The sequence below is a fragment of the Saccharothrix sp. CB00851 genome (genome assembly GCF_001905065.1).
Lineage (GTDB): Bacteria > Actinomycetota > Actinomycetes > Mycobacteriales > Pseudonocardiaceae > Actinosynnema.
Map to the genome: position 1 here is coordinate 107,435 of NZ_LWLC01000007.1, position 13,100 is coordinate 120,534.

Sequence of the window (13,100 nt, forward strand, 5' to 3'; positions counted from 1 at the left end):
ATGAACACAAGCACGAGTCACGCCGCCACGACGCGGCGCAGATCACTGGTGGCCGTGGTCATCGCGGTGCTGCTGGCGTTGCTGGGCGGCCACGTCCAGGCGCTGGCCGCGCCGGTGATCGGGCCGGCGCCCGTCCTCGCGACGACCTCCACCGGCAGCACACCGGAGGAGGACGAGGAGTACGCGTTCTACCGCCTGCTCGTCGGGGACATCGCCCAGTACGCGCCGGACGTCGAGGTGCGCGACGCGGCACAGGCGGCGCTCGACGTGGGCGACCTGGCGGCGTTGCTGTGGTTCCTCGACCACGGCGAGGCCGAGGCGAAGGCCCGTGCCGACGAGCGCAAGCGCGCGGAGGCGGTCACCAACCGCGAGCTGGTGCAGGGCTGGGCGCGCGACGGCGGTCCGCACGTCCGCGCCGGGGCGCAGGCCGCGCTCGACTCCGGCGACGACCAGGTCATCGCCGACTTCGTGGCCTACGGCAAGGAGATCGCGGAGAAGCAGGACCAGCGGGACGCCGAGGACTCCGCCGCCGAGCGGGAACGCGTCATCGGCCGGGTCCGCGACATGGTCGCCCACGGTGGTCCGCAGGTGAAGGTCGAGGGCGAAGCGATCCTGCTGAGCAACGACTACGCGCGGATCAGGGAGTTCTACCTCACCGGCTACGCCGAGGCGAACCGGCGCGACCACGACTTCCAGCAGGTGATCGAGCAGGCGCTGGCGGACCGGAACAGGGCGATCACCGAGCTGAACGACCTGGCCCGCCGGGGTGAGCGGGCGGCGGACGCGCGCGCGGAGATCCTGCGGGCCAACGTCCTGGCGGTCGAGTCGCTCGACAAGGCCACGTTCGCCATGCAGATGGCCGCGAAGGCGGCGCACCGCGCGGACCAGATCCTCCAGGAGGACAAGCCGGGTCGGGCCAACGGTCAGCGCGGCCGCGACCAGGAACTCGACGCGCTGCGCGCCGACGCCACCGGTTACGCCGAACAGGGCAGCCGGGCCGCGACGACCGCGGCCGGCACGACCGCGCAGGTGCAGAACGCCGCCGTGCGGTTGATCGAGACCGGCATGACCGACGGCCTCGACTGGGCCAAGGTCACGATCGCGGTGGGCGCGGCGACCGAGGCGGCGGCCCGCGCCGCCGAGACCGCGCAGCACGCCACCGAGGCGACGCTCGCCGACAGCCGCGCGCTCGACGCCGACGCGAACGCCCAGGAGCACGCGGACAACGCGCGCAAGTACCGGGAGGAAGCGGAGCGCCAGGCGCAGACCGCGGCCGGTCTCGCCGAGGCGGCGAAGAAGCAGCACGACATCGCGATCGGGTCGCGTGATCGTGCCGCGCAGCAGAAGAACCTCGCCGACCAGGCCGCCCGCGGCGCCGCCACGCACGCCGGCAACGCCCGCAACGCACGGCTGACCGCCCAGTCGGCGGCGTCGAACGCGGTCACCCGCAGCCAGGCGGCGGTGGCGGCGCACGGTGACGCGGTCAAGGCGGGCGTCCGCGAGCAGGCCGCCGTGGACGCGGTGCAGCGGACCGCCTCGGAGCTGCGCACCGCGACCACCGTCTGCCTGGGCAAGACGACCTTCGCCCAGCAGGTCGAGGACGGGCTGAAGGCGGCGCGGGACGAGGCCATCCGGGCGGGCAAGGACGCCGACGAGGCGACCAGGGACATAGCCGAGGCGGCCGGCCGTGCCCGTTCGGAGGCCAACGCGGCGGCGGCGTGGGCCGGTCGCGCGCAGACCGCGGCGGCCACCGCGCAGTCCGAGGCCGCGAAGGCGGCGCAGGCGGCCCAGCAGGCGCGGCAGGCGGCGGCCCTGGCCGATCAGGAGGCCGTGACCGCACGCCGGGCCGCCGACGAGGCGAACCGCCTGGCGGTGGCCGCGACCAACGCCGCGGTCGAGTCCCGGGTGTCGGCGGACAAGACCCGCTTCGAAGCCGAGGCCGCGGTCTCCGAGGCCAACCACGCGGTGTTCCAGTCCGTGATCGCCGACCGCGCGGCTTCGGCGGCGGGCGCGTCCGCGGCGCTGATCGTCGACCCGGCGGCGGCAGCCGACGCGATCGCCCGGCCGTACGCGGCGATCAACGCCGACGCGCGCAAGGCGATGGAGGTGGCGGCCGCCGCGCTGACGATCGGCGAGGAACAGGCCCGTTCCGCGCGGGAGAAGGCGGAAGAGGCGGCCCGCGCGGCGACCAGTGCCCGTGAGGCAGCCGATCGGGCGGTCGCGGACAACAAGCCCGCCTACGAGGCAGCCGCCGCGGCGGCCGAGTCGGCGAACCAGGCCGCGCAGTACGCGATGGGCGCGAACGACGCGGCCAACGCGGCGGCACAGCACGCACAGGGCGCGCACGACGCGGCCACGAACGCGGCGAGGTCCGCTTCCTCGGCCCGTGCCGACGCGGTCGGGGCGGGCAACGCCGCCTCGGTGGCCTCCAGCGCCGCCCAGTCCGCGGGCCAGGCGGCCGCTGCCGCCGAGAAGATCCACGAGTGGGCGAAGCAGGCCACGTCGGCGATCCACGGGTTCACCAACGAGGCCGGCCTCGCACTCGACCAGTTCCAGGACGCCAAGAGGCGTGCCGAGGAGGCGCAGAAGAAGGCGCGCGACGACGCCCAGCACAAGCAGGACGAGCTCAACCGCCAGTTCTCCGCCGGCGCCCAAGCCGTGCTGGCGTGCGTCATCGACCAGCTCTCGCCGCAGTGCCTCGAGCTGACCGCCAAGACGGGCCAGGCCATCTCCCGCGGCCTGTCCAACGCGGGCAACTACGTCGAGAACGGCATCAAGTGCATGGGCGGCGACGAAGCCGCGTGCCGGGCGTACGAGCAGGCCACGCAGGACATCCAGGGCTTCGCCGAGCGGGCCGCGGCCGGCTTCGCCGAAGGTGCGGAGAACGCCTGGAACGGCATCGTGAAGCTCGGCGAGTGCGCCCTGCTGAAGTACAGCCAGCAGGGGATCGCGGCGTGCGACCAGATCGCCGCCGGCCTGACCGACCTGGTGCAGAACCCGTACAAGCTGATTCACCTGGACGTGTGGCAGGACGACCCGGCCAAGGCGTTCGGCTTGATCACGTTCGACGTGCTGGCGGCGGCGGTCACCACGCCGCTCGGCGGTAGCGGCAGCGCGCTGTCCAAGATGCTCGGCGTCGTGTCGAGCGCGGTCAGCAGCGCCACCACGAAGATCGTGGGCGGGCTGGGCCGGATCGGCAGCGTCACCGTGAAGCTCGCCGACTCGGTGACGGGCAAGCTGCCCGGTGCCGTCGGCGAGGTCATCGGCCTGACCGTGCGCATCGAGAACGGCGTGGCCAAGGTCGACGGCGCGATCGCCATCGTCGACGGCGTGCTGTACCGGGTGGAGAGCCTCTCGATCCGGCTCGACGGCGACCTGGCGCAGCTGGAAGGCGCGATCGCCCGCATCGAGAACGTCACGATGCGGATCGAGAACGGGGTGGCCAAGCTCGACGACGCCCAGTTCCGGTGGGAGCCCAAGCCGTGCACGTCGGGAGCGCTGTCCGTCTCGGCAGCCTGCGGCGACGGCAACGAGGCCGACATCCCAGGCCGCACTCTGGACGATGGCTCCTACTACGCCCGCGAGAGCGGCACGGAGATCAGGCTCACCCCCGAGGCCAACCGCAAGGCGGACGACCTGCTCGCCCTGGCCCGCCAGACCGAGCCGACGATCTCGACGAAGTTCCAGCAGGTGATCGACGCCGTCCCGGGCGCGGGCAAGGAGGGCTTCCCCCAGCGCTTCAAGGGCGAGGAGTCGCTCAAGCGCAAGCTGTTCAGCGAACTGGGCGAGACCGGGGCGACACTGGACTCGGCGGCGGCCAAGGTCAACGACTCCCTGCGCTACACGATGACGTTCCCCGAAGCCGGCTACGCCCACGGTGTCGAGACCGCGATTCGAATGCTCCAGGCGCGTGGCCTCGAACTCACCGTGCTGAAGAACTTCTGGTGGCGCAACAGGGACAAGGTCGGTGGTTACCCCGGTATCAACATGACGTGGCGGGACAAGGCGACCGGCCAGGTCTTCGAGATCCAGTTCCACACGCCGGACAGCTACACCGCCAAGACGGTCGAGCACCTGATCTACGAGCAGAAGCGCCTGCCCAACGTGAAGGACGAGGAGTTGCTCGAACTCGACCGGCAGTCCGACGCGATTTTCGGCAACGTCCGCACGCCGCAGGGCGCGATCGACTTCAGGGAGATCAAGTAGCACCGCGGCACTACCATCCACCAGGACGAACCTCGGCCCGCAGCGGGCCGAGGTTCGTCCCGCTGACGGGACAACGGGGGTTCAGATGAGGCAGTACCGCTACTTCGCAATCCTGAGCAAGTATTCGCCGAACGTGGACGACCCCGCCCTGGTGGCTCGCAAATGGACCGATGAGGCGGGCGAGACCCGCGAAGAGGTCTACACCAAGGACTTGGAGTGGGCGCCTGGGAACACCACGTGGCGGATCCGGACCGGCAAGCAGGACGGCGAGGTGGTGCCGATTACGGAGGAGGCTGCCCGGCGGTTCGAGGAGATCCAGGCGGAACGGGTCCGTAGCTACCTTCCCGCGGATGGAAAATACGACTACTACGCCATCCTGGATACCGGGTTCTCGGTGGAGTCGCCCCGCAAGTTGGTTCGCAGGTGGCGCAGCCCGCAGGGTTTGGAGCTGGAGCAGCGGTACACCCACGGGTCAGGTTGGAAGCGCAGTGATGTGCTGTACCGCATCAGCACGGACCGTGAGGACGGCGAGCCGGTCTTGATCACCGAGGAAGCCGCCGACCGCGTGAAGGAGGTACTGGCCGAACGCGTCCGCCGTGCGCGTGCCGAAGAGTGAGCCCTGCGCGGCTGCGGTGGACGCTGCACGTCGAGTGCCAACCACACCGGTGCCGGCGGTCAGCCTGAGCCGACCGCCGGCACCGGTGGTCAGCGGAGGCGCTTGATCTCACCCCTCGTGCGGTAGAACGAGCCGTTGGCCGAGGTGACCACTTCGGTGACCAGGTAACGGGCGCCGGGCACGCGGATGTTCTTGGGGAACTGCACGCCCCACGAGCGGTTGTACCCGTCCGAGACGACGTGCACCCTGACCCGACCGCCCTCCTGCACGCACTCCACGACGACGCCCTCGCCCGGCGCGACGTGCGAGACGACCTCGACCTCGGCCGTCGCCTCGACGCGGGCGATGCTGCCCGCCTTGATGTCCTGGCGCTGCGGGAGCTGACCCTGCTCGGCGTCGCGCACGGCGGCCAGGCTCGCATCGACGCACGAGAGCGAGCCGTCCGTCGTCACCAGGTAGAGCCGTTCGTCGTGGTACTGCATGGAGTACGCCGAACCGCACCCCGTGGCGAGCTTCCACAGCCTCGTCCCGTCCGCGGCGAAGCAGTACACAGAGGACTGGTTGTCGCCCGCGAACACGAACTCCCCGCCGGGCGACGTCGCGCACGAGAACACCGGCGCGTCACAGCGGTAGTCGGCGATCTTGGCGCCGTCGGACTTGCGGATGCGCTGCACCCGGCCGAGGCTGGTGCCGGCGAACACCTCGGTGCGCTCCTGCCAGCCGAACAGCACCTGACCCGTGGTCTCGGAGTGCCACACCTCCTCACCCCGGTCCGTGTAGTGCGTGACGCCCCGGGAATGGCCGTGGAACACGCCTTCCGGCGAGCAGCGGACCATCCAGGCGTGGTCGCCGGTGGCCGGGCGCGACCACTGGAACTCGTCCTCGTGGTCCACCACCGTCACCCGGCCCTGCCGGTCGGACACGCCCAGCACGCCGTCGTGGATGTCGAGCCAGTAGATGTCGACGTCGTCGGCGATCTCGTAGGCCACCCGGGGCACCTTGGCGCCCAGGTCGTACACTCGGCCGTCATCGCACCCGGCGTAGATCCAGAAGTCGTCGGCCACGATGCACTTCACCGCGTCCGGCAGGCCGAACCGGCCGGTCACCTGGCCGTCGTGGGTGAGGGTGAAGACGTCGCCGTTCTCGTTGCCGACCCACGCCTGGTCGTCGCCGATGTGGATGCCGAACGCCGGCGCGCCGGACGCGAACCGCCACAGCACCGGCGCCTGGCGCGCGGTCGACCGGGTGCTGACGATCTGCCGCCTGCTCACCGCCCGGCGCTGCCGAGCGCCCTTCACGGCGGGCGCGTAGCCCTTGCGCACCTTCTCGCCGATCTTCTTCTCGGCCGCCTTGAGCGCCTTGGCGTGGTCGGCGAAGGTCGCGGTCCTGACCTGCCCCGCTTCCCCGATGCGCCCGTAGGTGATGGTGACCTCGGTGTCCTCGACCCGCACCTCGTAGAACTTGTGCGCGCCACCGTTCGCTTCGGACAGCTCCAGGTACGTCGTGGCAGACATGCGTTCCTTCCCCCTCACGTGATCTACGCGCGCACGCTATCGACCACCACCGACAATTCCGGCGTCCAGGGGCGCTGCCAGGTCACGACGTGACGGGTCGTCCCTCGTCGAGCGCGCCACTGCGCCGCCACAACACGCCGACGCCCAGCGCGGCGAGAACGCCGAGCACACCGCCCGCGGCGAGCACGTGATGGGGCGACGCGTGCTCAGCGGCGATCCCGGCAGCGGCCACGCCCAAGCCCTGGGCGATCTTGAGGGCGGTGACGGCCAATCCGTACACCTGGCCACGGGCGTGATCAGGGGTCCACAGGGCGAACGTGGGCGAGGCGATGGCGTGGTACGCACTGGCCGCGCCGGAAGCCACGAACAGCAGCACGAGCACGGGCAGGTCGGGGTTCAGCACGCAGGCGATCAACGGCGCGCTGGTGGCGACGGCCAGCACGGGCAGCGCGCGCAGTTGCGTGCGCTCCGGCCGGGTGGCGACGAACAGGGACGCGAGCGCACAACCGGCCGGGTAAGCGGCGAACAGCAAGCCTGCCGCGACCGGTCCGCCGCCGAGCTGGTCGGCCAGCGGCACGGCCAACGCCTCACCGCAGATGTAGAAAGCCGACAGGGACGCGAAGCAGATCAGCGCCAGCAACCGCCGGTCCCGCCACACCAGCACCGCGCCGGACGTCACCGCCCGCCACCAACCCGGCCGGTCACCGGCGGGGTCGCCGGGCGCGGGACGTGGGACGACCCACCAGGCGACGGCGGCGGCGGATGCGGCGAACGAAGCGGCGTCGATCAGCAGCACCCCGCCGGTGCCCACGGCGACGACCAGCACACCACCGGCGGCGAAGCCGGCGACCTGGGCCGCCTGGCTCACGGTGGACAAGGCGGCGGCGCCGGCGCGGAACGTCGGTCCGGGCAGGATGTGCGGCAACAGCGCGGTCCGAGCCGGGACCGCGGGCGCTCCCGCCAACTGCACCAGCACCAGCAGCCCGCACACCACCGGCCACGGCAGGGCGGGCACCGCCATCAGCGCGACCAGCGCCGCGCGCAGCAGGTCGGAGCAGATCATCACCGCGCGCCGCGGGTACCGGTCGGCCAGACCGGACAGCAGCGGTCCGCCGATCAGGTCCGGCAGGAACGTCAGGGCGTAGGTGATCGCCGCCCATGCCGGGGAACCGGTGTCGCGGAACACCAGCACGGTCAGCGCGACCCGGGCGAACTGGTCACCGACGGTGGAGATGGTGTGCGCCGCGAACAGCGCCCGGAACTCGGCGGAGGCGAACACCTCGCGGTACCGCGTCCGCCCGTCAGGGGATCCGACCATCCGCGGTCAGGCCCCGGCGGCGGGCGCGGTCTCGACCCGGTCGCGGCCGTTGTCCTTCGCGCGGTACAGGGCGGTGTCGGCGGCCAGCACCAACTGGTCGACCGTGTCACCGTGGGCCGGGAACACCGCCACGCCCAACGACGCGGTGATCCGCAACGTGCCACCGGTGCCCGGGTTCGTGGTGGGCACGTCGGTCAACGGTCCCCGGACCGCTTCGCGGATCCGTTCGGCGACCCGCCGCGCGGTGGCCAGGTCCACGCGGGGCAGCAGCACGACGAACTCCTCACCGCCCCACCGGCCCACGAGGTCGCCGTCGCGGACCTGGCGCCGCAGCTCGGCCGCCACCGCGCGCAGCGCGTGGTCGCCTGCCAGGTGGCCGCGGGTGTTGTTGATCTCGCTGAAGTGGTCCAGGTCCAGCAGCAGCACCGCCACCGGGACACCGGTCGCCGCCGCACGGGTCAGCTCGGCGCCCGCCTGCTCGGTCCAGGCCACCGCGGTCAGCGCGCCGGTCTTGCCGTCGACGCGGGCGGCGGTGCGGTAGACCGGCAGCAGCAACCCCAAGTGCATGCCCAGCATGGTCACCACCAGCACCGGCATCACCCACGGCGCCGTCACCAGCACCACCGCCAGACCCGTGCCCAGACCGATCGACGCGGCGATGACCAGCTGCTGGCTCGGCGGCCCCAGCACGTCGCGGCCAGGCCGTCCCGGCGTGGACAGCAGGATCGCGCCCACCACCAGCGCGAGGTTGACCAACCAGTACGCCACACCGGCCGCCACCAGCGCGCCCAGGTCCACCGGACCGGTCAGCTGCGCGGCGTGCGGCAGCGTCGCGTCCGGGTGCGCCGCCAGCAGGATCGCGCCCGCCGCCCAACAGGCCAGCAGCACGGTCGCGGCGGAGAAGACCTTGCGGTGCAACGGGCTGCGCCGGTAGATCCGCAGCCACCCGTAGCCGTAGCTCACCACCACCAGCGCCGCCAGCAGCGGCGGTGGCAGCACGAGCACCCCGGCGAACAGCCAGATCGACTGCGGGTGCGCGTACGGGCTGCCCTCGGCCGCGATCTCCCGCACCCGCTCCAGCCCGCGCGCCGCCTCGAAGTGCACCACCGCGGCGGCGGCCAGCACCCCGAACCACAGCCAGTGCTGCCCCGTGACCGGCGTCAACGTCACCACGGACGCCACCGCGACCACCGCCACGACCTCCACCGCGAGCACGTACCCCAGCACCGCGCGCGGTAGCCGCCACAGCGACCAGCCACGGCACCAACCCAGAGGGGACGCGCGTCCTGGTCGGCTCCCGGAGACCATTGGGTGTCACCACCTCACAACAGGGGTGAGGACACCGTAACCAAGCCATCACAGACAGTCGAGCACCCCCCTGGAGACCAGCATGAAGACTCTCACCATCCCCACCGGCCGTCCCAACGACTGGCGCACGGGCCGTCCCAACGACTGGCGTACCGGCCGCCCCAACGACTGGCGGCGCTGACCGACCCCGGGGCCCGGCCGCACCGTCCCCGCGCGTGCGGCCGGGCCCGCGTTTCACCCGACCTCTACGTCGATCACCGTGCCGATGTCACCACGATCACCGACTGGGCCACGGGGGAGTCGGAGGGTGGAAGTCAGCGAGCGTAACCTTGCCCACCTCTCTGACCTGCACTTTCGCCGACGGCCATGTTCACGATCGGGTGATCATGCTACCGGCTTCAAAGAACACGGTGTTATTATTCGTCTGAAACGTCGGGAGAAACAACAAGGCCCGCCTCGACCGGCCGCATGCCCCCAGCGGCCCCCGCCCTCTCGGCCGCCGTCGCCGGAGGGCGCCGCGGCAACAGCGGGCGAAGGCCTTGGGCGCCGAGCGCGGCGCGGGTCTCGGCTGGGGTGGCGATGTCGCGTGGTCGGCGGGTGGCGACGTGGCCCCGTGCCCGGTGGGCGATCTGGCGCACCCCGGCGGTGCTCTTGCCCACGGCCGCACGATCTCGTCGTGGTCCAAGTCGAAGACCTCGCGCAGCACGAAGACCGCCCGCTCGGTCGGCGCGAGGGTCTCCAGCAGCATCACCAGGGAGGCGCTGTCGGTCAGCTCGACGTCCTCCGCCACGTCCGGCGCGGTCAGCGCCGGCTCGGGCAGCTCAGGGCCAACGTAGGTCTCCGTGCGCCTGCCGAGCGCGCGCAACCGGTCCAGTGCCTGCCGGGTGGTGATCCGCACCCGCCGGAACGTCGAGGTGGTCGGCGTCGACCACCCCGACCTGCCCGATGTCGACTACGCCGCCGCCGGAGACATGCTGCCCGGCCCCCACGCCACGCTCGCCGGCCCCACGTTCGAGGAGTGGCTCGACACCCGGCCCTGAGCCGGGGTCACCGGTCGAGCGGGCCGCTCATCGCGCCCGTCAGCGGGGCCACTTCGCGCCAGCCCACCGTCTCGTACAACGCCCGACCGTCCGGTGTCGCGCCCAGCACGCCCGCCGTGGCGCCCGCGTCGGCGGCGGCGTTGGTCAGGGTTCGCATCACCACGCGGCCCAGGCCTCGGCGCTGGTGGTCCGGGTAGGTCTCGATCTGGTCGACGACGGCGGTGGGGCCGGTGACGGCGACCTGGCCGCGCGCGGCGAGCGCGCCGTCGGTGGTGCGCACCAGGACGCGGGTGACGCCGGCCCTGGTCCAAGTGCGCAGCAGGTAGCCGGAAGCGGGTTCGGCGGGGGCCTCGGCGCGCAGGGTGGCGGTCATCAGGAAGCCGAGACCGCCCGCGAGGGACCAGCCGGGCGCGAGCCGGGGTTCGAGCGCCTCCGGCGGCACGAAGGTCTTCAGCCACACGCCGGGCGCGGTGGTGTTCTCGGTGAGCTTGCGGACGACCGCTTCGCCGGCGTCGGTCAGCACGTGGCGCATGACGTGCCCGGGCAGGCCGACGTCGACGGTGTAGCCCCACGGTTCGGGAACGGGATCGGCCGCACCGCGCGAAACGGTCCAGCCGTACACCCATGCCCGAACGGCCTCGGCCGTGTTCACGAACGGCAAAACGCCCCTCCCGCCGCACATGTATCGACAGCCTATCTACCGCACCGGCGGGATCGTCACGTGACGAATCACACCGGCCGGTCTCCTCGTACGCTGACCCCATCCGAGAGGAGGCCGAGGTGACGGTGACCGACGTGATGGCCGAACTGGCCGCGCTCGAAGACCCGAAAGCACGCGCGGTGAACGAGAGGCACGGTGACGACCACGGGGTGAACCTCGGCAAGCTGCGCGCGATCGCGAAGCGGTTGAAGACGCAGCAGGAACTGGCGCTGGAGCTGTGGGGGACCGGCGACACGGCGGCGCGGCTGCTGGCGCTGCTGATCTGCCGTCCGAAGGCGTTCGGGCGCGACGAGCTGGACACCATGCTGCGCGAGGCGCGTGCACCCAAGGTGCACGACTGGCTGGTGAACTACGTCGTGAAGAAGAGCTCGCACGTCGAAGAGCTGCGCGTGGCCTGGTTCGCCGACCCCGATCCGGTGGTCGCGAGCGCCGGTTGGGCGCTGACGACCGACCGGGTGGCCAGGAAACCCGAGGGGCTCGATCTCGACGGCCTGCTCGACGTCATCGAGGCGGAGATGAAGACCGCACCGGACCGCCTGCAGTGGGCGATGAACCACTGCCTGGCCCAGATCGGGATCGAGCACCCCGGGCTCCGCGCGCGTGCCCTCTACATCGGTGAGCGCCTGGAGGTGCTCAAGGACTACCCGACGGCGCCGAACTGCACGTCACCGTACGCGCCCACCTGGATCAACGAGATGGTGCGCCGACAGCACGCCTAGCGCGCGACGCGCCCGGTCACGCCAGGTGGCCGGACGGGTCGCGCAGCACCGCGACCACCGCGCGCAGGCCGGCCTCCATCCGGTCGATCTCCGCGTCGGTGAGCTGGATGGACGGCTCGAAGCGCAGCGTGTTCGTGGCGCTCGCGGTGGGGAAGGCGCGGATGTCGTGCTCGCGCAGCAGGTAGGCGCCGATCGCGTAGCCGAGCATCCCGCTCCGGGCGTGTCCGGCGGTCGAGGCCGACGCCGACCCCGACTGGTCGTGGAACTCCAGGCCGAGCATCAGCCCGCGGCCGCGCACTTCCTTGACCACGTCGGGGTGGTCGGCGCGGACGGACTCCAGCATCGCGGCGAGCTTCTCGCCCCGTTCGGCGGCGGTGCGGTAGGCGCGTCCGCCGTCGGCCTCCAGCAGGTCGAGCACCTTGAGCGCGATGGTGCACGAGAAGCTGTCCTTGGCGTAGGTCGAGCTGTGCAGCAGCTCGAAGTCGCCGCGGTAGAACTTCTGCCGCACCAGCATCACGGCCGCCTTGGCGATGCCGCCGCCGAGGCTCTTGGACAGCACGTAGTAGTCGCCGCGCAGCCCGATCCGCGAACCGGCGAAGAACCTGCCGGTCCGGCCCATGCCGCACTGGATCTCGTCCAGGATCACCGGCACGCCCGCCTCCTCGCACGCGGCCGTGATCTCGGCGGCGAACTCCGCCGTCACCTCCTGGATGCCGCCCTCACCCTGGATCGGCTCCAGCAGGAACCCGGTCACCACGGGCAGCTCCTGCTCGGCCAGGTGCACGGCGCCGTCCACGACCACCGGCTTGAGCAGCCGGACCCGCTCCTCGTCCAACGCCTTGCGGACCGCGCCGACCTCGTTGAGCGGCACGAACCGGGACGGTCGGGCGAGTGCGGCGAACGGCATCCGGTAGATCGAGTTGTGGGTGAGCTGGACGCTGCCGACGAGCTTGCCGTGGAAGCCGTTCTCCAGCGCCAGGAAGATCGGCGGGCGGGCCGCGCGTTCGGCGTTGAGCCGGTTCAGCTCGTCCGCCAGCGCCGCGAAGTCGTCGGTGGGCAGGCCGAGCGCGCGGTGCGCCTCCTCGGCGACGACGGCGCCGCCCTCGACCGCCGCGCGGGCCGCCGTCACCGCCTCCTCGACCGCGTTCAGCACCTCCTGCACCCGGTGCACGCGGTCCAGTTCGGCGTGCTTGACGGCGGCCTCGATGGCTTCCGCGCCGCTGTTGGCGAACACCGCGTAGTACGGCTCGGTGGTGTCGAACTCGCGGTGCAGGATCGCGTTGAGCCGCTTGGCCACCTCGTTGGCGTAGGGGTGGCGGGAGAACTGGGCGTGGATCGGGGTCTGCCGCTCCAACAGCTCCCGCGCCAACGCCACCAGTTCCGGGTTGCTGTGACCGAGCAGCACGGAGCCGTAGCCGCCCGCGAAGTCCAGCACGGCCCGTTCCGAACCGTCGGGTCGCCTGGCGTACAACGTGTTGCCGCTCGACCGCACGTATTCGACGTCCAACCCGTATTGGCTCAGCAGGTCGAGCATGGTCGGTTCGGCCAATTCGATGGCGGGGTTTCCCATTGCCGTCCCTCGTGACTAATCGGCCTGCGCCGCGGGCAGGTGAACGACCGGATCCGGGCCAGGCTAACGAGAAGCCGTGAACCGGCCG

General features: G+C 71.8%; 9 protein-coding genes and 1 pseudogene. 4 read left to right on the top strand and 6 right to left on the bottom strand.

All coding sequences use genetic code 11. The annotated features are described in order from the left end of the window. Window positions 1-4,206 carry an ALF repeat-containing protein gene (locus A6A25_RS09290; protein WP_143193048.1) on the top strand — a complete coding sequence of 1,402 codons (4,206 nt, stop codon included), beginning with the start codon at window positions 1-3 and terminating at the stop codon, window positions 4,204-4,206. 85 nt (window positions 4,207-4,291) lie between these two features. After that, complete coding sequence (locus A6A25_RS09295) at window positions 4,292-4,822, top strand: hypothetical protein (RefSeq protein WP_073887678.1); 531 nt, start codon at window positions 4,292-4,294, stop codon at window positions 4,820-4,822. A gap of 89 nt (window positions 4,823-4,911) precedes the next feature. On the opposite strand, the gene A6A25_RS09300 is transcribed toward A6A25_RS09295, so the two are convergent. From A6A25_RS09300 to A6A25_RS45350, 4 genes and pseudogenes are all read right to left on the bottom strand, one after another. After that, the gene (locus A6A25_RS09300; RefSeq protein WP_073887681.1) at window positions 4,912-6,336 is read right to left on the bottom strand and encodes a WGR domain-containing protein; all 1,425 of its coding nucleotides are present in this window, start codon (window positions 6,334-6,336) and stop codon (window positions 4,912-4,914) included. A gap of 82 nt (window positions 6,337-6,418) precedes the next feature. Next, window positions 6,419-7,654 (bottom strand): MFS transporter, encoded by a 1,236-nt coding sequence (locus tag A6A25_RS09305; protein ID WP_073887683.1) that lies wholly within the window; start codon window positions 7,652-7,654, stop codon window positions 6,419-6,421. A gap of 6 nt (window positions 7,655-7,660) precedes the next feature. Further along, window positions 7,661-8,881: a GGDEF domain-containing protein gene (locus A6A25_RS09310; protein ID WP_241828564.1), complete on the bottom strand. Its 1,221-nt coding sequence runs from the start codon at window positions 8,879-8,881 to the stop codon at window positions 7,661-7,663. Between the two features lie 623 nt (window positions 8,882-9,504). After that, window positions 9,505-9,860 (bottom strand): annotated as a pseudogene (locus A6A25_RS45350) (sigma factor-like helix-turn-helix DNA-binding protein); the annotation flags it as partial. On the opposite strand from A6A25_RS45350, the gene A6A25_RS09320 reads away from it, so the two are divergent. Continuing rightward, window positions 9,805-10,002, top strand: a complete 198-nt coding sequence (locus tag A6A25_RS09320) for a hypothetical protein (protein ID WP_198932625.1) — start codon at window positions 9,805-9,807, stop codon at window positions 10,000-10,002. The pseudogene A6A25_RS45350 and the gene A6A25_RS09320 overlap by 56 nt on opposite strands. 7 nt (window positions 10,003-10,009) lie before the next feature. On the opposite strand, the gene A6A25_RS09325 is transcribed toward A6A25_RS09320, so the two are convergent. After that, window positions 10,010-10,654: a GNAT family N-acetyltransferase gene (locus A6A25_RS09325; RefSeq protein WP_241828567.1), complete on the bottom strand. Its 645-nt coding sequence runs from the start codon at window positions 10,652-10,654 to the stop codon at window positions 10,010-10,012. Window positions 10,655-10,800: 146 nt separating this feature from the next. Between A6A25_RS09325 and A6A25_RS09330 the strand changes: the two genes are divergently transcribed. After that, window positions 10,801-11,442, top strand: coding sequence for a DNA alkylation repair protein (locus tag A6A25_RS09330; protein ID WP_073887762.1), 642 nt, complete (start codon window positions 10,801-10,803; stop codon window positions 11,440-11,442). A 16-nt stretch (window positions 11,443-11,458) separates the two neighbouring features. Here A6A25_RS09330 and A6A25_RS09335 read toward each other — a convergent pair whose 3' ends face one another. Continuing rightward, complete coding sequence (locus A6A25_RS09335; protein ID WP_073887689.1) at window positions 11,459-13,012, bottom strand: aspartate aminotransferase family protein; 1,554 nt, start codon at window positions 13,010-13,012, stop codon at window positions 11,459-11,461. Between the last annotated feature and the right edge of the window lie 88 nt (window positions 13,013-13,100).